Source organism: Mycobacterium sp. 23, from assembly GCF_048287075.1.
In the GTDB taxonomy this organism is placed as follows: Bacteria; Actinomycetota; Actinomycetes; order Mycobacteriales; family Mycobacteriaceae; genus Mycobacterium; species Mycobacterium gordonae_B.
The window spans coordinates 4,204,346-4,222,815 of record NZ_JBLVUX010000005.1 but is presented as its reverse complement, the minus strand read 5'-3'; the positions used below and the strand labels follow the sequence as shown (position 1 = coordinate 4,222,815).

Below are 18,470 nucleotides of genomic sequence, written 5' to 3'. Positions count from 1 at the left end.
CATGCGCAACGATTTTCACGCCTCACAGTCGGCCCTGTCAGAATGGACCCGATGTTGGACGCGCCCGAGAAAGAACCGGCACCCGAGCCTGCCGCCGACGAAGCGGCAGAGTCGTCGGCTGCCGAGGAACCGCAGGCGGCCGGCGCGTCCGAGCCGTCGTCGGAAGGGTTCCGCTGGCCGCGCTCTCTGCAGGCCTCCGCAACCAGGCGTGGCCTGCTGCTCACCGCACTGGGTGGCCTGCTGATCGCCGGCCTGGTGACCGCGCTGCCCGCCGTGGGTACCGGCCCCGGACGGTTGGCCGGCTTCATCGACAGCAACCCGGTGCCCAGCACCGGAAGCAAGGGCAACGCCGCATTCGCCCGGGCCACCAGCGGCGACTGCCTGAATTGGCCGGACGGCACGCCGGAGTCGGCCAGCATCGTCAACTGCGCCGACGACCACCGCTTCGAGGTCGCCGAGTCCGTCGATATGCGCACCTTCCCCGGCTCGGAGTACGGCCCCAGTGCTGCGCCCCCGTCGCCGGCCCGCATCCAGCAGATCAACGCCGAACAGTGCGATCCGGCCGTGCGCCGGTATCTCGGCCCGAAGTTCGACCCCAACAGCAAGTTCACCGTCAGCATGCTGTGGTCGGGCGACCGGGCCTGGCGCCAGAACGGCGAGCGCCGCATGCTCTGCGGCCTGCAGTTGCCCGGCCCCAACAACGAACAGGTGGCCTTCAAGGGCAAGATCGCCGACATCGACCAGTCCAAAGTCTGGCCGGCGGGCACCTGCCTGGGCATCGATCCGACCACCAACCAGCCGGTCGATGTGCCGGTGGACTGCTCGGCCCCGCATGCCATGGAGGTCACCGGCACCGTCAACCTGGCCGAGAAGTTCCCCAACGCGCTGCCCCCGGAGGCCGAGCAGGACGGTTTCATCAAGGACGCCTGCACGAAGATGACGGACGCCTACCTCGCGCCCATCAAGCTGCGGACGACCACGCTGACCCTGATCTACCCCACGATCTCGCTGCCCAGTTGGTCGGCGGGCAGCCGCGAGGTCGCATGCAACATCGGCGCCACCCTGGGCAACGGTGGCTGGGCCACGCTGCTCAACAGCGCCAAGGGGCCGTTGCTGATCAACGGCCAGGCGCCGGTCCCCCCACCTGACATCCCGCAGGAGCGGCTCACGCTCCCGCAGATCCCGGTGCAGCTGCCCGCTCAGCAGCCGCAGCAGCAACAACCTCGGCAGCAGACCCCGGCGACCCCGCCCGGCGACCAGCACCTGCCCAACCAACAGCCGGTGGTGACGCCCACGCGCGCACCGTCGTCCCCGGCGAGCCAGGCGCCTTCGGCAACCCAGCCGGCCCAGGCGCCACCACCGGCTGACGGCGGTGCCCCGGCACCGGCGCAGGCACCCGAGGGTGCGCCGGCCAACGAGCCACCACCGGGTTAGCCGGTGGCCGTGCGGATGGACCCGCGGCGGTTCGACGAGTTGGTCTCCGATGCACTGGACCTGATCCCGACGGAACTGACGGCCGCCATGGATAACGTCGTGGTGCTGGTCGCCGACCGTCATGCCCACGAGGGCGACCTGCTCGGGCTCTACGAAGGGGTGGCGCTGACCGAGCGAGACTCCGACTACGCCGGAGCACTGCCGGACACCATCACCATCTACCGAGACGCCCTCCTGGATGTCTGCGAGTCTGACACCGACGTGGTCGAGCAGGTCGCGATCACGGTGATCCACGAGATCGCGCATCACTTCGGCATCGACGACGACCGGCTCGACGAGCTGGGCTGGGCGTGATCGCCGCCTTTTACCGGGCCTGAACCAGGCGCGGCAACCCTGTTCTGTCGGCACCCGGTGCTATGAACGGCTTATGAGCACAGGCTGCCGCGACTGCCGGGCAGGCTTAGATCACTGCCACGGCACTGTTATTCGTCACTGGCTGGGCAGGCCGGAATGCACCGACCCGGACTGCGTCGCCCCGGAGTTGTTCACCCACGAGTTCGTCGTCGACTGCGACGTGATCGGTTGCGCCTGCGCGGAATCGTCCGGCGAGGTCATCAGGTCAGCGCATGGGATCGGTGCTTGACGCGACGGGGTCTTTCCCGGCGTCCTGCGCCGGGTCCATAGCGCCGGGTTCCGGGTAGAACGGCGGCGTCAACGCACCCCAGCGCACACAACTCCACCGCCCGTCGGTGATCGGGGCCAGCGCCACCGATTCGGCGTTGTCCAAGGGGTTGTCCAGCACGAAGGCGCCGTCCACTCCCGCCAGCACCGCCGCCGCAAGCCGGATCGCCGCGCCGTGGCTGACCACCACGATGTCGCCGTCGAAACGATCGTCGTCCAGGTAGCGCATTCGCAGCTCGGTGAGCACGGGCACGTACCGCTCCAAGACGTCGTTGGCGGTCTCACCGCCGGGTAGCGCCACATCCCGTTCGCCGAGGTGCCACCGCTTGTAGATGGACTGGAACGCGGCGACCGCTTCGTCGTCGTTGCGGTTTTCCAGCTCACCGACCTGCACCTCGTGGATGCCGGCCACCTCCTGCGCCGGAAGATCGAGTTCCGTGGCGATGACCGCCGCCGTTTGCGACGCGCGGACGGCCACGGAGTGCGCCAGGATGGTCGGGCGACTGTGCCCGCCCCGGGCGAACGCCCGTGCCTGATCACGACCCAGCGGCGTCAGGGCCGCTCCGGGCGGCAGGGTGTCCAACCGGCGTTCGACGTTGCCGAAGGATTGCCCGTGCCGCACCAACACCAACCGGCCGCTCATCGCTGTATCTCCCCGTTTCGCAGCCCCGCCAGCCAGCTCGACGCCTCGTCAGCAGACGGCGGAAGTACCCCGCAGCCTGGCCCGTCGGCCAGGAACCCAAGTAACGCACATCGGCACAACGTCGGTGCAACGCCATGAGTGCCTCGGCGACGGCATCGTCGTCGACATGGCCGACGCAGTCCACGAAGAACATGTAGGTGCCCAGCCCGGTTCGGGTGGGCCGGGACTCGATGCGGGTCAGGTCGATGCCGCGCATGGCGAACTCGGTCAGCGCCTGCAGTAGCGCGCCGGGGACATTCTCGATCCGCAGCACCGCTGCCGTGCGATCGGCGCCGGTTCGCGCCGGGGGCGGGCCGGGGCGGCCGATCAGCACGAACCGGGTGCGTGCGTTGGATTCGTCGACCACACCCGCGGCGATCGCCTGCAGCCCGCGCTGGGCCGCGGCCAGCGGCGAAGTGACGGCGGCGTCGACCAGGCCGTCGGCCACCTGTTGCGCGGCGTCGGCGTTGGAGTAGGCCGGTTTGAGTTCGGCGCCGGGCAGATTGGCCGTGAGCCAGCGGCGGACCTGCGCCGCAGCCACGCCGAAGGCGGCCACCGTGTGCACGTCGGCGGCGGTGCGGCCGGGCCGGACGACGATGTCGAATGCCACATCCAGGGTTGTCTCGGCGTAGATCTGCAGCGGTGAGCCGATGGCGAGGCTGTCCAGGGTGGGTGCCAGCGACCCGTCGATCGAGTTCTCGATCGGTGCGCAGGCGTAATCCGCGACGCCGTCGCGCACGGCATCCAAGGCCGCGGGCGTGCTGTCCACCGGCACCGGCTGTAGCGACTGCGGGTCGGAGTCGGGGACGAGCCCGTCGGCGGTCATCTTCAGCAGTGCAGCCTCGGTGAACGTCCCCTCCGGACCGAGGTAAGCGATGCGGGCCACGCCCACAACCCTAACGGCGTGGCCGCGTCGCCCGCCCTTGCTCCAACCGGCACGCTAAGTTATCTTAGGCTTACCTAACTAGCATGGAGGTACCGGTGCTCGCAGTCGCACATCCGACACCCACCACCGCGGAGCGCATACGCAGCGCCTGCTCACGCGCCGACGGCGCCCTGCTGGCGATCGAGGGCCGCGAGCCGATGGCCACGCCCGTGCACCACCTGCTGTACGACGGCTCCTTCGCGGTGGCAGTCCCCCGCGCCGGTGCCGACGGTCTGGAGTGTGGGACTCAGAGTTTGCTGGAATTGACCGACTATGCGCCGCTTCCGGTGCGCGAACCCGTCCGTTCGCTGGTGTGGGTGCGCGGTCGGCTGCATCGGATCCCCCCTGGCGCGGTGGCCAAAGTTCTGGACCTGATCGCCACCGAGGACCCGGACCCGACGCTGCTCCAGGTGGATAGACCCAGTTCTGCGCCGTCGGATGTCGATGAACCTCGTTACACCCTGTTGCGCCTCATCATCGACTCCGTGGTGGTGACCGACGCGACCGGCGCCGAGCCGGTCTCGGTCCGCGACCTGCTCGCCGCTCGGCCCGACCCCTTCTGCGAAATTGAGTCGACGTTGCTGTGGCACCTCGCCACCGCGCACGACGACGTGATCGCCCGGCTGGTGTCCCGGCTGCCCGCGCCGCTGCGCCGCGGTCACGTACGCCCCCTCGGGCTGGACCGCTACGGCGTGCGCTTCCGGGTAGAGGGCAACGACGGCGACCGCGACATCCGGCTGCCGTTCCACAAGCCGGTCGACGACATGCACGGCCTGCGCCAGGCCATCCGCGTTCTGATGGGATGCCCGTTCGTCAATGGACTGCGCGCACGCCGATAAAGCGCCGCCGGCGACGTAAGTTAGCCGGGTGAACGGCGATCGACCACCCGAACCGCCCCGATTGCGCAGGCCGATCCCGCCCCCGCCGGGGCCGGCCGTCCCGCCGGAACCCTCCCAGGTCATTCGCCGGGTCCCATCGCCGCCGCGCGCGCCGAGCGCACCACGACGAGACGCGGCCCATCCGCCGCCCCGCCCCACCCCGACGCCGCAGCGCACCGCCGCTGCGCCGCCCCCGCCCGCCCCGCCCAAACCCCGCCGGTCGAAGCGCGCCAAGCGCCGCCGGCTCCGCACCATCGCCCTCGGCCTGGTCATACTGCTGCTGCTGGCGACCGCGGGCGTGCTGGGCGGCATGCTGTGGTTCGACTCCGCCGTGCACCGCCAGCCGGTGCTCTCCGACTACGCAGACCGTCCCGCTCCCGGTCGTGGGACCAACTGGTTGCTCGTCGGGTCGGACAGCCGCCAGGACCTGACCCCCGAGCAGCAGGAGCAGCTGGCCACCGGGGGCGACGTCGGCACCGGCCGTACCGACACGATGATGCTGGTGCACGTGCCGGGGATCGGGTCCAACGCACGGACCACGCTGGTGTCGATACCCCGCGACTCTTACGTGCCGATCCCCGGGCACGGCCGCGACAAGATCAACGCCGCCTTCACGATGGGTGGTGCGCCATTGCTGGCGCAGACCGTCGAGCAGGCCACCGGCCTGCGCCTGGACCACTACGCCGAGGTCGGGTTCGGCGGCTTCGCCGGTCTCGTCGACGCGCTGGGCGGGGTGACGGTGTGCCCTACCGAGCCGATGCGCGATCCCCTGGCGGGCCTGGACCTGCCCGCCGGATGCCAGCAACTGGACGGGCGCAGTGCACTGGGTTACGTCAGGACTCGGGCCACCCCGCGCGCGGATCTGGACCGGATGATCAACCAGCGGCAGTTCATGTCGGCGCTGCTGCACCGGGCGGGCAGTCCGGCGGTGTGGCTCAACCCGTGGCGTTGGTACTCGGTCCCGCACGCGGCGGCCGATGCGCTCACCGTCGATCGCGGAGACCACGCCTGGGACCTGGCCCGGCTCGGCTGGGCGTTGCACGGCGCCACCACACCGATGACGGTTCCGATCGGGGAGTTCACCGACACCGGCGTGGGCTCGGTTGTGGTGTGGAATCACGACGCCGCAAGCGCTCTGTTCGAGGCACTGGCCGCGGACGCGCCGGTGCCTCCCGGCGCGCTGCAGGACCAGCCGTAACGAGCCGGGACCGCGCGGTTCAACCGCTGCTCTCGCTCGCCTTCCGCTTCTCCAGCCACGCCTTGGTGCGGCCAGGATGGTTGGTGGCGATCCACGCCACCCCCACCTCGCGGCAGAAGTCGATGTCGTCGTACTCGTCGACAGTCCAGCAGTAGACCGACCTGCCCTGCGCGGCCGAGCGGTCCACCAGTTGCGGGTAATCCCGCAGGGCGGCCAGCGAAGGACCCACCGCGGTGGCCCCGACGGCGGTGGCGGCGCTGCTGGTCAGGTACCGGCCGGTTTTGCCGAGCAACACCGTGGGCAACATCGGCGCTGCCCGGCGAACGCGCCACACCGCCGCGGCCGAGAACGACATCACCACCGCGCGCGATCGGTCGGCGGACGGCGGAGCGGCGATGCCGAAGCGGTGCAACAGCGCCAGCAGCTTGCTCTCCACCAGTGAGCCGTACCTGACCGGATGCTTGGTCTCGACGAAGATCTTCACCGGCCGGTGCCAGTCCAGCACCATCGCCACGAGCGCGTCGAGTGTCAACAGGCCGGTGTCACCGTGCGCGCCGTCCGACCGCCAGCTGTCATGCCACACGCCGTATTCCAGTTCGCGCAGCTCGGCCAGCGTCGTGGTGCTGACCAGCCCCTCGCCGGTCGAGGTGCGGTCCAACCGGCGGTCATGGACGCACACCAGGTGACCGTCGCGGGACAGCCGGACGTCACATTCCACGCCGTCGGCGCCCTCTTTCAGCGCCAGGTCATAGGCGGCCAGGGTGTGCTCGGGGCGCGACGACGACGCACCCCGGTGGGCCACCACGAAAGGGTGCCCGGCGAGGACCTCATCCGCCCGCGTCATAGGCCTATGCTGCCGGTTCCTGTCCCTCCGGCTCAACCGGAGCAGGTGCTGACAACGGCGCGGCTGACGACGGCGCGGGTTGATCGGCCGGAACGACGAGCCACCGGTGCGCGGGCCGCTCCACGGGCTTGCGCTCGAATCCTTCGAAGACGCGGGCGACCCCGGTGATGGTGACCGCTGCAGCCAGGTAGGCGAACACCACCATCACGGTGTTGTTGGCGATGCCCTGCGCGTCGCTGGACAAGCTCGTCGCGATGGCGAACAGAGACACCAGGTAACTGACGACCCACGCGAGCCACCACAGGTAGATCGGCCTTCGCACCCGCTCGTAGTGATCTTCGACGAGGGCCAGTTCGATCACGTAGACGGGCGCCATCACGAGGTTGGCGAAGGGCAGCAGGCAGCCGGCCCATAACCGTCGGGCCGAACGATGTTCGGGCAGACCGTGGTAGCTGAATGCGGCGGCACGCCGGGCGATCAACCACTTCACGAGTACCACGAAGCACCACAGCAGGGCCGCCATCGCCGCCACACTGGCGGCGATTCCCAGCCAGTCCGCGGCGAGCGCGACCAGCGAATTCAGCAGCGAATTGCGGTTGTAGATCAGCAGCCCGTAGCGCACCGCGTACACCAGCGCGGCGCCGGCGAGCACCAACTGGGTCGCGAACATCAGCACACGCACGATCTCGGGGCTCGGCCCGGCCTTCACGGCGGCCGCCGGCGACGTGGCCGTAGCCGGACTTACGCGATCCACCAGGCCCCAGCGAGGAATCACGGTGTAACGCGGGGTCGGCCCCAGCGGGCGTCGTGTCCGCCGGATCGGCGGCGCAGCCCCGGGACGCACGGCGATCCACCGGAAACCCGGCGGGAGGCGCGGCGGGGTGCGCTGTGCGGGCACCGGCTGCGGACCGGCCTGAGCACTCCACCGGGGATCGCCTGGGGGCGTCTCGGCCAGCGGCGCCATCAGCGCGCCTCGGCAGCGGGGGCACCAGGTGCGCTGGCGTTCGCGCACATTCCACCGCGTGCCGCACTGGGAGCACACCTGAATCACCGGACCAGCCTAATAGGTGACGGTCGACATCCCACGGAGCGGCGGTTGCATAGCACAGGCACTGGGGTGGTCAACAGGCGCCACGCGACAACTAGGCGTGACGTAGGACACAGCTAAATGGGCTATCCACAATTTCCACAGGTTTATCCACAGTTGGGATGGGTGGTGGAGACAGCCTCTATCGGCCAGATTTCGGTGCAACTGTGGATAACACTGCGGTAACGGGACGTGTCGATCGACAGCCTCACGGTGCCCCGAGCGAATGGATCGCCGCGCTGACTCGCAGGAATACCCGGTCACTCCAGCCGCAAAACGTTCGATTTACGCACAACGATATTGGCGCCGCGGCAGCCTCCCCACCACCGCAAAGGCGCGCCGCCGTCCGGTTTTCCAAGCTGAGTTTCTAGGGTTATGATCGCGGACGCGGAGCTTCATTGTGACTCACCTCACTCGACTCTTTGGCGCGGCGAGGTGGACGTGCAGTTTGGAAGGCATTTGATGGCCACTCATTCGTTCGGTCCGGGTTCGACGCCGTCGAACTCGTACTCGGGGTCCCCCGCCTGGAACCAGGCCTATGTCGTCGCCGCGCTGCGTGCCGGTCTGATCGCTCTGGCGCTGCTGGCGGTGCTCGCCCTGATCGCGTTGTCCTGATCCCAGCTTGATTCGCGCCGGCACGGGGTACTCGGGGCGGGTGTTGCGGGGGGCGTCCTTGCGGCACGAGCGGTCATGGAGCAGGGTTGAACATGCCAGGTTGCCGCGTGGCGGGACCCCGCGAATGACACGTCAGACGATCCGCTCATCGAAGGAAGGAAAGCCGTGGCTGAATACACCCTGCCCGACTTGGACTGGGACTACGCAGCACTAGAGCCGCACATCTCTGGTCAGATCAACGAGATCCACCACAGCAAGCACCACGCCACCTACGTCAAAGGCGTCAACGACGCGGTCGCGAAGCTCGAAGAGGCACGCGCCAAGGGCGACCACTCGGCCATCTTCTTGAACGAGAAGAACCTGGCTTTCCACCTGGGCGGACACGTCAACCACTCCATCTGGTGGAAGAACCTCTCGCCGGACGGCGGCGACAAGCCGACTGGTGACCTGGCCGCCGCGATCGACGACCAGTTCGGCTCGTTCGACAAGTTCCAGGCTCAGTTCAGTGCGGCTGCCAACGGCCTGCAGGGTTCCGGCTGGGCCGTATTGGGCTACGACACCCTGGGCGGCAGGCTGCTGACGTTCCAGCTCTACGACCAGCAGGCCAACGTCCCGCTCGGCGTCATTCCGCTGTTGCAGGTCGACATGTGGGAGCACGCTTTCTACCTGCAGTACAAGAACGTCAAGGCGGACTACGTCAAGGCGTTCTGGAACGTGGTCAACTGGGCGGACGTGCAGTCCCGCTACGAAGCTGCCACTTCGAAGACCTCGGGGTTGATCTTCCCCTGACCGTCCGTCTCGAGGACCGGGGCGTCGCGCGACATCGCGCGGCGCCCTTGTCTTTTGGCGTCACGCGCCAGGGCCTGCAGGTTGCTGATTCGTAACATGGCCATCCGTCGGCCGTGTCGAGTTGCACGGGGCCAAAACCCCGCGCATGCTTGATCATTCGAGCTAACATTTGTTCGAGCTACCAGCGTGGTTACTTCGGATGAAGGCGTCACGGAGGGCAAGATGGATGCTGGGTCTGGCCGGCCTATAGGGGTGTCTCCCTTTCATGCTCGCGGTGCCCTGAAAGGGTTTGTGATCTCTGGGCGTTGGCCCGATTCCACCAAGGAATGGGCGCAGCTGCTGATGGTCGCCGTCCGGGTCGCGTCACTGCCCGGATTGCTTTCCACCACAACGGTGTTCGGCGCCCGTGAAGAACTTCCGGAGGAGCCCGAGCCCGGGACCGTCGGGCTCGTCCTCGCGGAGGGCACAGTGTTCGGCGAAACGGCCATTCAGCCAGGGTATTTCGCCGACCATCAGCCTCCCGCACTGCTGATGCTGCACCCGCCCTCGGAGACGACACCGTCCCTACCGGAGTGCACCGGCGCCGCCTCGGGCTGCGTGCTGCTGCCCGGCTTGCCGTACCTGGGACTGGAACACCGGGCCGCGTGGGTGGAAGCCGAGGCCGACGGCACCATCACCTCGATGGTGAGCCGCGTCGGCGTGGACCCGATCAGCCATCCGGATACCGCGATTCTGGCGATGCTGCTCGCCGCCTGAGGCCTTCGCGGCCGGGTATCCGGGGGTCGCCACCTTGCTGCGGGACCACTTCTGAGCGCGGCCTCTGCGTGTTCACGGTGACGGTGCCGGTGGTCGCGGCGCAAACTCTCACACCAGCCGCGCGGCCGGAATCGCCCAGGCGCCGGACGCGCCGTCCGGACACCGCACGGCACCCCGACCGTGCCGGGCGTGCGACTCGGGCGGCGGGCGGTTCGGCAGCCCCCGCCTAACCACTCAGCGCCCCGCCGCGCCGCGCCGACGGTGCGTCGACGCAGCGGCACACGCGCCGAGCAGCAAAGTGACCAGCGGTCGCTTTTCCGCCGGCCACTCGTTGCCCAGAGCCCTCCGTCCGCGGCTCGCGAAAGGCGTCGAGAACGGCCGTCAGCGGCGCCGACGGCGACTCACGGCACCTCCCGGAACCGTGTATTCTGCGGATAACCTGTGAAATCCGGTCAATTCGTGGACACTCGGTCAATTCGTTTGAATGCTCATCGGGGGTGCCGAGCCCGGTCGCCCCATATGTAGGAACCGGCTACGATCAGGTTTGCACTTGGTGGCGGACAAGATCAGTCGCTACCATGATCAGCAAATACCTATTGATACCGTTTGCTCTTATAGCCCCGGTGGAGGTCATATCGATGAGCACGACGTTCGCTGCCCGCCTGAACCGCCTGTTTGACACGGTTTATCCACCGGGTAGGGGCCCGCACACCTCGGCGGAGGTGATCGCCGCGCTCAAGGCGGAGGGCGTCACGATGTCGGCTCCCTATTTGTCGCAGCTACGTTCCGGCAACCGCACGAACCCGTCGTCAGCAACCATGGCCGCCCTCGCCAACTTCTTCCGGATCAAGTCCTCGTACTTCACCGACGACGATTACTACGAGAAGCTCGACAAGGAGTTGCAGTTCTACGCGACCGTGCGCGACGACGGCGTGCGCCGTATCGCCGCGAAGGCACACGGACTATCCCCGGAAGCCCAGCAGAAGGCGCTGGACCGGATCGACGAGTTGCGCCGCGCCGAAGGCCTCGACGCCTGAGACCGGTTGGCCGGTCGGTCCAGACCTGACCTGGCGACCTGCACTCGGCCTGCTCGGATTAGGGTTGGCCCAGCGCTCGCACACGCATCGCGTCAGTTCACGAGATACCGGGAGGGCGGCCGGGAATGGGCCTGTTCCGCAAGCGAAAGAGCCGTGCGACCCGTCGCGCCGAAGCCCGCGCGATCAAGGCCCGCGCGAAGCTGGAGGCCCGCCTGTCGGCGAAGAACGAGCGGCGCCGCATCAAGTCTGCTCAGAAGGCGGCCGACAAGGCGCTCGCCGCCCAGCTCAAGGCGCAGAAGGACAGCGACCGGGTGGCGCTGAAGGTTGCCGAGACCGAGCTCAAAGCGGCCCGCGAAGGCCGGCTGCTTTCGCCGACCCGGATCCGCCGGACCCTGACGGTGTCCCGCCTGCTGGCACCGGTGCTGGCGCCACTGATCTACCGGGCTGCCATCGCCGCCCGCGGGATGCTCGACCAGCGCCGGGCCGATCAACTCGGCATCCCGCTGGCTCAGATCGGCCAGTTCTCCGGGCACGGCGCGCGGTTGTCGGCCCGGGTCGCCGGGGCCGAGCAGTCGCTGCGGGCGGTGCAGGAGAAGAAGCCGAAGGATCCGGAAACCAAGCAGTTCGTCGCGGCTATCAGTGAGCGTCTCGCCGACCTGTCCGCCGCCATCACCGCCGCGGAGAACATGCCGACTCAACGGCGGCGGGCCGCGCACGCCGCCATCTCGACCCAACTCGACGGGATCGAAGGCGACCTGCTGGCCCGCCTCGGCCTGTGACGATGGTGAATCGGATGCTGCCGGTGGCGTCGCTGTGGGCCGGAATGGCGATCATCGCCGTCCTGACAGCAGGCACGGCCTCAGCGGACGCCGGTGCGGGCCGGGATCCGGACGGCGAGCTACCCGCCTGGCCCTTCGCGGTGGGAGCCATCGCCGCGGTCGCGGTCGTCGCGTTCTGGTCCGTACGGCGCAGGCCGTAGCCCCGCCTGTCCTGGCATGATGGGACCCGAGCCTCGAGCGACCTACTAGCAACGAACCAAGCTGCAAAGGAGCGGCCGCATGGCAGACCCGCAGGATCGACCCGAAGGCGAGCCGCAATCCGGCCCGCCGGCCAAGAAGGCACCCGCCAAGAAGGCCGCCGCCGGTAAATCGCCGGCCAAGAAGGCACCGGCGAAGAAGGCCGCCACCGGAGGTGGGCCGGCCAAAGTGCCGGCCAAGAAAGCGCCCGCGAAGAAGGCACCGGCCAAGAAGGTCCCCGCCAAGGAGGCGCAGCCGGCCCCCAACTTGGTGGAGCAGCCCGCCGAGGCGCCGGCCGACCTGCAGCAGCGCGCAGAAACGAACGGACAACTCGCCGCCGCCAAAGATGCCGCCGCACAAGCGAAGTCGACCGTGGAAAAGGCGGAGAATGCGCTGCCGCTGGAGCCCTCCGAGTCGTCGCCGCTGCAATCCCCCGGCCCGTGGTTGGTCGCGATCACACTGAGCCTGCTGGCCATGCTGTTGATCCGGCAACTGCGCCGCCGCTGATCGATGACGGTGACGTTCCGCCCGACGGCTGACCTCGTCGACGACATCGGACCGGACGTCCGCAGCTGCGATGTGCAATTCCGGCAGTTCGGCGCCCGTACCGAGTTCGCCGGGCCGATCAGCACCGTCCGCTGCTTCCAGGACAACGCGCTGCTGAAGTCGATACTTTCGGAGCCCGGTGACGGCGGCGTCCTGGTTATCGACGGCGGCGGCTCACTTCACACCGCACTGGTCGGCGATCTGATCGCCGAACTGGCCCGCTCCAACGGCTGGGCCGGCCTGATCGTCAACGGCGCGGTACGCGACGCCGCCGCGCTGCGCGGCATTGACCTGGGCATCAAGGCGCTGGGCACCAACCCCCGCAAGAGCACCAAGACCGGCGCCGGCGACCGTGACATCGAAATCGCTTTGGGCGGAGTAACTTTCGTGTCAGGCCAGGTGGCCTACAGCGACGACGACGGCATTGTCGTCGTCGCTGCAGGAGATTGAACCGCGCTCAGACCGTCACCGGTGCGGGTTTTCTGGCAAACCGCAGACCTTCGTCGGCGATCTTGCCCCGCCGGATCAGGTGGATGTCACGCAGATAGTTCTGGTTCAGCCGCCATGGCGTACGCGAGCCCTGCTTCGGCAACTCATCCAGCGAGCGCAGCACGTAACCCGGAGTGAACTCCATGAAAGGACGATCCTCGACGTCGGGGGCCGGCTCGTCGACGACCACGGTGTCATAACCCTTGTCGTCCATGTAATTGATGAGGCGGCAGGCGAATTCAGAAACCAGGTCCGCCTTGAGCGTCCACGACGCGTTGGTGTAGCCGACGGTGTAGACCATGTTCGGGATGCCGGAGAGCATCATGCCCTTGTAGGCCATCGTCTTTGTCAGATCCAGCGGCACGCCGTCGATGCTGGTAGTCGCGCCGCCGAATAGTTGCAGGTTCAAACCCGTTGCGGTGACGATGATGTCGGCCTGCAACTCGGTGCCGGAGTTGAGCCGCAGTCCGGTAGCGGTGAACCGCTCGATGGTGTCGGTCACCACGTCGGCCTTGCCATGCCGGATGGCGCGGAACAGGTCACCGTTGGGCACCAGACACAACCGCTGGTCCCACGGGCTGTAGTGCGGCCCGAAATGCTTTCGCACGTCGTAACCTTCGGGCAGTTGGCGCTGGGCGAGGCCCATCAAGGTCTTTCGCATCCGCCGGGGCCACTTCTTGCAGGCACCGTAGACGGCCGCCTGCCGCACCACGTTCTTCCACCGGATCGCGGTGTAGGCCGCCTTCTCGGGCAGGTAGCGGTTCAGCTTGTCGGCGATGCCGTCCGCCTCCGGCTGAGACACGATGTAGGTCGGCGATCGCTGCAGCATAGTGACGTGTTTGGCACCCGAATTGGCAAGTGCCGGAACCAGAGTCACGGCAGTCGCACCACTGCCGATCACCACGATGTTCTTGTCCTGGTAGTCGAGGTCCTCGGGCCAGTGCTGGGGGTGGATGATCGGACCGGTGAAGTCCTCGGCGCCGGTGAATGTGGGCGCGTAGCCCTTTTCGTAGTTGTAGTAGCCGCTGCACAGGAACAGGAACGAGCAGGTGAGTTCGCTTCGTGTGCCGTTGCTGTCGATCTGCAGGGTCCACCGGTTGGCGGCGGTGGACCAGTCAGCGGCGATCACCCGCTGCTGGAAGCGGATGTGCTTGTCGATGCCGTACATCGCGGCGGTGCTCTTGACGTAGTCCAGGATCGGCTTGCCGTCGGCGATGGCCTGGCGTTCGGTCCAGGGCCGGAAGCGGAAACCAAGCGTGTACATGTCCGAGTCGGAGCGGATGCCCGGGTAGCGGAACAAGTCCCAGGTGCCGCCCATGTCCGCCCGTTTTTCCAGGATCGCGTAGCTCTTCGTCGGGCACCGGTCCTGCAGATGCCAGGCCGCGCTGACCCCCGAAATGCCGGCGCCCACGATGACGACGTCAAGGTGCTCAGTCATGTCGGCCACGCTATCAACGCCGTGTCGAGTCGGTCAACGAGATGTCGACCAACTGCATGAAAACCGCAAGAGAGCTGCGAATATGCTTTTCCGAGCAGAGGGGCAGGGTTATGTTCCCAGCGTCATGCCAGGGGGGTCGGTCACGTGTCATTCGTTGTTGCGCTGCCAGAGGTGCTGCAGTCATCCGCCGAACGCCTGGTGCTTCTGGGGTCGAGCCTCGCGGAGGCCAATCTCGCCGCGGCCGGCGGCACGACGCAGCTCACGGCAGCCGCCGAAGACGACGTCTCGGCGGCTATCGCGGCGCTGTTCTCCGCGCACGGCCAGAGCTACCAGGAGCTCAGCAATCATGTATCGGCATTGCACGGCCGGTTCGTGCAGACCCTCAGCAGTGGCGCGGCGGCCTACTCGGCGGCGGAGGCGGTGAACGTGGCGGCAGCCGGCAATCCCATACAACAGCTGCTGACCGCGGTTAATAACCAGGTCCAGACCTTTACCGGGCGACCGTTGACGGGAAACGGCGTCAACGGCGCTCCCGGCAGCGGCGCGAACGGCGCACCGGGCGGTTGGCTCTGGGGGAACGGTGGTGCGGGCGGGTCCGGCGCCTCCGGTGTCAGCGGGCAGACAGGTGGCGCCGGCGGAGCGGCCGGACTGTTCGGCAACGGCGGAGCCGGCGGGGCCGGCGGTGAGTCCACCGGCACCGGGGGCGGTGGGGCAGGCGGTGCCGGTGGAGCCGGCGGATGGCTGTTTGGCACCGGCGGCGCCGGCGGAGTCGGTGGAACTGCGGGAGGTGCGTCGGCGTCGGCCGCAGGTGCCGGCGGTACCGGCGGCGCGGGCGGGTTGTTCGGCAGCGGGGGCAGCGGCGGCAACGGCGGATTCGCGCGCACCGCTGCGGTCAATGGCGGTGCCGGCGGCGCCGGCGGGGCATCCGGGTTGTTGGGCGGCCACGGCGGAACCGGCGGCAACGGAGGGTACGGCGCCAGTGGAGGCACCGGTGGGACCGGCGGGGCCGCCGGCATGTTCGGGATGGCCGGCGAGGGTGGTGTCGGCGGACTCGGAGCGGGTGGAACCGGGGGCGCGGGAGGCGCGGGCGGCGCCGGCGGACTCTTCCATGCGGGCGGCAGTGGTGGTGACGGCGGCACGGGCACCCTCGGCGGTGCCGGCGGCGCCGGCGGGACTGGCGGCCTACTCAGCGCCGGCGGCGTCGGCGGGGCAGGCGGCAGCGGCACCGCGACAGGTGGCACGGGGGGCGCCGGCGGCAACGGCGGCCTGATGACCTGGGGCGGCAGCGGCGGCACCGGCGGCTTCGGTAACGACGCCGGCGGCGCCGGTGGCGACGGCGGGGCCGCTGGGCTCTTCGGCATCACCGGGGGTGCCGGCGGCAACGGCGGCGCTGCCGGGGCGAACGGCAGCGGCGGTGCCGGCGGGAACGGCGGGAGCGGCACCTGGTTCGGCTCCGGCGGCTCCGGAGGCACGGGCGGATCCTCGCAGGCCCCCAACCCCCTCAATCCGCGATCGGGCGCCGGCGGCAACGGTGGCAACGGCGGCATCGTCTTCGGCGCGGGCGGAGCCGGCGGCGCGGGCGGTGCCAATCCCGTCGGCCCCGGCGGTGCCGGCGGCAACGGCGGTAGCGGGGGCCTGTTCGGCGGTGTGGGCGGCGCCGGCGGCATCGGCGGCTTCGGGCAAGGCGGCGGTAGCGGCGGTCACGGCGGCGCCTCCGGGTCCTTCGGCGATGCAGGCAGCGGCGGCGCCGGGGGCCAGGGCATCACGGTCGGCGGCGACGGTGGTGACGGTGGCGCGGCCGGACTGATCGGTGCCGGCGGCCTCGCCGGTAATCCCGGCACCGGCGCCACCAACGGCCTGATCGGCAAAGCCGGTTCCGGCGGTCCGCTGCAGGGCGTGTTCGACGCGGTCAACGGACCGGTCCAGCAGCTGACCGGGCGACCACTGATCGGCAACGGCGTCAGCGGCGCCGCGGGGTCCGGCACCGATGGCACCCCGGGCGGGTGGCTGTCCGGCAACGGCGGTGCCGGCGGTTCCGGTACTAGCGGGCTGGCGGGCGGCGCGGGCGGAGCCGCCGGTCTGTTCGGCACCGGCGGCGCCGGCGGGGCCGGGGGTGAATCGACCACCGGAGCCGCGGGCGCGGGCGGGGCCGGCGGTCGCGGAGGCTTGCTGCTCGGCACCGGGGGCGCCGGCGGTACCGGCGGTACGGGCGGCAACAGCCCCACGGCGACGAGCGGAACCGGCGGAACCGGCGGCGCCGGCGGCCTCTGGGGCGACGGCGGTGCCGGCGGGACCGGCGGGACCGCCCTCGACATGGCGACCGGTGTCGGCGGCGCCGGCGGAGGCGGCGGCGCGGCCGGGAGCCTCGGCTTCCACGGCGGCAGAGGCGGCAACGGCGGCCTCGGCTTAGTGGGCGGGAGTGGTGGAGCGGGCGGCACGGCCGGCGCGGTCGGTGCCGCCGGTGACGGCGGAACCGGTTCCTACGGTTCGAGCCAAGGGGGCCGTGGCGGTACCGGCGGCGCTGGCGGTTTGTTCACTCCTGCCGGCGCCGGCGGCGACGGCGGATTCGGCGTCGACGTCGGTGGTAACGGCGGCACCGGAGGCGCCGGCACACTGTTTGACGAAGGCGGATCCGGTGGCAGCGGCGGCGGTGGTGCCCAAGGCGGCGCGGGCGGGGCGGGCGGAACCGGCCAGTGGCTCGGCGCCGGCGGATCTGGAGGAGCCGGAGGCAACGGCGTCTCAGGAGCCGGGGCGGGAGGCGCGGGCGGAGCCGCCGGACTGTTTGGTCTGACCGGTGGTGCCGGTGGCTCCGCCGGCAGCGCGACCTCCGTCGTGGGCCCGCCGGTCGGCGGTACGGGCGGAGCCGGCGGGTCCGGCGGATTGTTCGGCACCGGCGGAAGTGGCGGAACGGGCGGGCTGTCGCTGTTCGGCGCGGGTGGCGTCGGCGGCAACGGCGGAAGCGGCGGCTCGTTGTCGGGTGCGGGCGGAGCCGGCGGCGCTGGCGGCACCAGTGGTGTCGCCACCGGGGGCGCCGGAGGTAGCGGCGGGAGCGCCGGCATGTCCTTCGGCGACGGCGGCGCGGGCGGGGCCGGCGGCTACGGCCTGGCCGGCGGCGGGGACGGCGGCATCGGCGGCAAGGCCGGACAATTCGGAAGCGGCGGCAACGGCGGCAACGGCGGCCCATCCGACCCGGGGACCGGCACCGGCGGCAACGGAGGAGACGGGGGCGACGCCGTCGTCGTCGGCGACGGCGGCAATGGGGGCAACGCCGGTACCGGCAATGCCCCGGGAACCCCCGGTCCGGGCGGCACGGGCGGCTCAGTGTTGGGCGAGAACGGCCGCAACGGCCTGCCGTGACATGCGTCGACATACTGTCGAGAGTCTCAACGCGGTGTAAGCTGCCTGCGTGACCACGTCCCCGGGGAACAGGACTTCGCTCCCACGGGGACGACGCACCGCACGGCCATCCGGGGATGAGCGCGAGCTGGCGATCCTCGCCACTGCCGAGAGACTGCTCGAAGATCGCCCGCTGGCCGACATCTCGGTGGACGACCTGGCCAAGGGCGCCGGAATCTCCCGGCCCACGTTCTACTTTTACTTCCCGTCCAAGGAAGCGGTGCTGCTAACTCTGCTGGACCGCGTGGTCAACCAGGCCGATTCGGCCCTGCAAGCCCTGGCCGACCGTCTGGAAACCAGGCGCGACGACATGTGGCGCACCGGGATCAACGTGTTCGTGCAGACATTTGGATCCCACCGGGCAGTTATCCGGGGCGGTCAAGGCGTCCGGGCGATCAACGCTGAGGCACGACAGTTGTGGTCCACCTTCATGCAGAAGTGGATCGCCCACACCGCATCGATCATCGAAGCCGAACGCGAGCGGGGAGCCGCACCCGAGACCTTGCCCGCCCTCGATCTGGCAACCGCGCTGAACCTGATGAACGAGCGCGCGCTGTCGGCGTCGTTCCTTGCGGAGGAGCCGTCGGTTCCGGAGGCCAATGTGCTGGACACCCTGGTGCACATCTGGGTCAGCGCCATCTACGGCGAACAACGCTGAC

18 protein-coding genes and 2 pseudogenes are annotated in these 18,470 nt (G+C 69.5%); 15 read left to right on the top strand and 5 right to left on the bottom strand.

Annotated features, from left to right (window positions below):
* Positions 1-42 precede the first annotated feature (42 nt).
* The 3 genes and pseudogenes from ACNQS7_RS20775 to ACNQS7_RS20765 all read left to right on the top strand — a co-directional run bounded on the left by ACNQS7_RS20775 (position 43) and on the right by ACNQS7_RS20765 (position 2,077).
* Complete coding sequence (locus tag ACNQS7_RS20775; protein ID WP_418014040.1) at positions 43-1,434, top strand: septum formation family protein; 1,392 nt, start codon at positions 43-45, stop codon at positions 1,432-1,434.
* A gap of 3 nt (positions 1,435-1,437) precedes the next feature.
* Positions 1,438-1,865, top strand: a pseudogene (locus tag ACNQS7_RS20770) (metallopeptidase family protein).
* The gene (locus ACNQS7_RS20765; RefSeq protein WP_082658733.1) at positions 1,862-2,077 is read left to right on the top strand and encodes a hypothetical protein; all 216 of its coding nucleotides are present in this window, start codon (positions 1,862-1,864) and stop codon (positions 2,075-2,077) included. Before ACNQS7_RS20770 ends, ACNQS7_RS20765 begins: the two are co-directional and overlap by 4 nt.
* On the opposite strand, the gene ACNQS7_RS20760 is transcribed toward ACNQS7_RS20765, so the two are convergent.
* Together ACNQS7_RS20760 and pheA are read right to left on the bottom strand one after the other, a co-directional pair.
* The gene (locus tag ACNQS7_RS20760; RefSeq protein ID WP_418014039.1) at positions 2,054-2,758 is read right to left on the bottom strand and encodes a histidine phosphatase family protein; all 705 of its coding nucleotides are present in this window, start codon (positions 2,756-2,758) and stop codon (positions 2,054-2,056) included. The genes ACNQS7_RS20765 and ACNQS7_RS20760 overlap by 24 nt on opposite strands.
* Positions 2,755-3,683: pseudogene (gene pheA, locus ACNQS7_RS20755) on the bottom strand (prephenate dehydratase). Before pheA ends, ACNQS7_RS20760 begins: the two are co-directional and overlap by 4 nt.
* Before the next feature lie 95 nt (positions 3,684-3,778).
* Between pheA and ACNQS7_RS20750 the strand changes: the two are divergent.
* Both ACNQS7_RS20750 and ACNQS7_RS20745 read left to right on the top strand, forming a co-directional pair.
* Positions 3,779-4,561, top strand: coding sequence for a DUF2470 domain-containing protein (locus ACNQS7_RS20750; RefSeq protein ID WP_418014038.1), 783 nt, complete (start codon positions 3,779-3,781; stop codon positions 4,559-4,561).
* A gap of 28 nt (positions 4,562-4,589) precedes the next feature.
* Positions 4,590-5,798 (top strand): LCP family protein, encoded by a 1,209-nt coding sequence (locus ACNQS7_RS20745; protein ID WP_418014037.1) that lies wholly within the window; start codon positions 4,590-4,592, stop codon positions 5,796-5,798.
* Between the two features lie 19 nt (positions 5,799-5,817).
* Here the strand turns inward: ACNQS7_RS20745 and ACNQS7_RS20740 are convergent, their stop codons facing one another.
* A complete protein-coding gene (locus ACNQS7_RS20740; RefSeq protein WP_055576930.1) occupies positions 5,818-6,642 on the bottom strand; it encodes a glycerophosphodiester phosphodiesterase in 825 nt (274 codons plus the stop codon).
* A gap of 4 nt (positions 6,643-6,646) precedes the next feature.
* Positions 6,647-7,693, bottom strand: a complete 1,047-nt coding sequence (locus ACNQS7_RS20735) for a DUF4328 domain-containing protein (protein WP_418014036.1) — start codon at positions 7,691-7,693, stop codon at positions 6,647-6,649.
* A gap of 498 nt (positions 7,694-8,191) precedes the next feature.
* Here ACNQS7_RS20735 and ACNQS7_RS20730 point away from each other — a divergent pair, with 498 nt between their 5' ends.
* The 8 genes from ACNQS7_RS20730 to rraA all read left to right on the top strand — a co-directional run bounded on the left by ACNQS7_RS20730 (position 8,192) and on the right by rraA (position 12,938).
* Positions 8,192-8,344: a hypothetical protein gene (locus tag ACNQS7_RS20730; RefSeq protein WP_162951590.1), complete on the top strand. Its 153-nt coding sequence runs from the start codon at positions 8,192-8,194 to the stop codon at positions 8,342-8,344.
* A 165-nt stretch (positions 8,345-8,509) separates the two neighbouring features.
* Complete coding sequence (locus ACNQS7_RS20725; protein WP_055576932.1) at positions 8,510-9,133, top strand: superoxide dismutase; 624 nt, start codon at positions 8,510-8,512, stop codon at positions 9,131-9,133.
* 222 nt (positions 9,134-9,355) lie between these two features.
* Positions 9,356-9,889, top strand: coding sequence for a peptidase (locus tag ACNQS7_RS20720; protein WP_418014035.1), 534 nt, complete (start codon positions 9,356-9,358; stop codon positions 9,887-9,889).
* A gap of 638 nt (positions 9,890-10,527) precedes the next feature.
* On the top strand, positions 10,528-10,926 hold the full coding sequence (locus ACNQS7_RS20715; RefSeq protein ID WP_418014034.1) for a transcriptional regulator: 399 nt from the start codon (positions 10,528-10,530) through the stop codon (positions 10,924-10,926).
* 125 nt (positions 10,927-11,051) lie between these two features.
* Positions 11,052-11,705, top strand: coding sequence for a DUF6474 family protein (locus tag ACNQS7_RS20710; RefSeq protein ID WP_418014033.1), 654 nt, complete (start codon positions 11,052-11,054; stop codon positions 11,703-11,705).
* The gene (locus ACNQS7_RS20705; RefSeq protein WP_156452351.1) at positions 11,702-11,905 is read left to right on the top strand and encodes a hypothetical protein; all 204 of its coding nucleotides are present in this window, start codon (positions 11,702-11,704) and stop codon (positions 11,903-11,905) included. Before ACNQS7_RS20710 ends, ACNQS7_RS20705 begins: the two co-directional genes overlap by 4 nt.
* A 79-nt stretch (positions 11,906-11,984) precedes the next feature.
* Complete coding sequence (locus ACNQS7_RS20700; RefSeq protein WP_418014032.1) at positions 11,985-12,449, top strand: nucleoid-structuring protein H-NS; 465 nt, start codon at positions 11,985-11,987, stop codon at positions 12,447-12,449.
* A 3-nt stretch (positions 12,450-12,452) separates the two neighbouring features.
* The gene (rraA, locus tag ACNQS7_RS20695; RefSeq protein WP_418014031.1) at positions 12,453-12,938 is read left to right on the top strand and encodes a ribonuclease E activity regulator RraA; all 486 of its coding nucleotides are present in this window, start codon (positions 12,453-12,455) and stop codon (positions 12,936-12,938) included.
* Positions 12,939-12,945: 7 nt separating this feature from the next.
* On the opposite strand, the gene ACNQS7_RS20690 is transcribed toward rraA, so the two are convergent.
* Entirely contained in the window at positions 12,946-14,415 is a 1,470-nt protein-coding gene (locus ACNQS7_RS20690; RefSeq protein ID WP_418014030.1) for a flavin-containing monooxygenase, read from the bottom strand.
* 144 nt (positions 14,416-14,559) lie between these two features.
* Between ACNQS7_RS20690 and ACNQS7_RS20685 the strand changes: the two genes are divergently transcribed.
* Positions 14,560-17,772, top strand: coding sequence for a PE family protein (locus ACNQS7_RS20685; protein WP_418014029.1), 3,213 nt, complete (start codon positions 14,560-14,562; stop codon positions 17,770-17,772).
* A 49-nt stretch (positions 17,773-17,821) separates the two neighbouring features.
* Entirely contained in the window at positions 17,822-18,469 is a 648-nt protein-coding gene (locus ACNQS7_RS20680; protein ID WP_418014028.1) for a TetR/AcrR family transcriptional regulator, read from the top strand.
* Position 18,470: the final 1 nt, after the last annotated feature.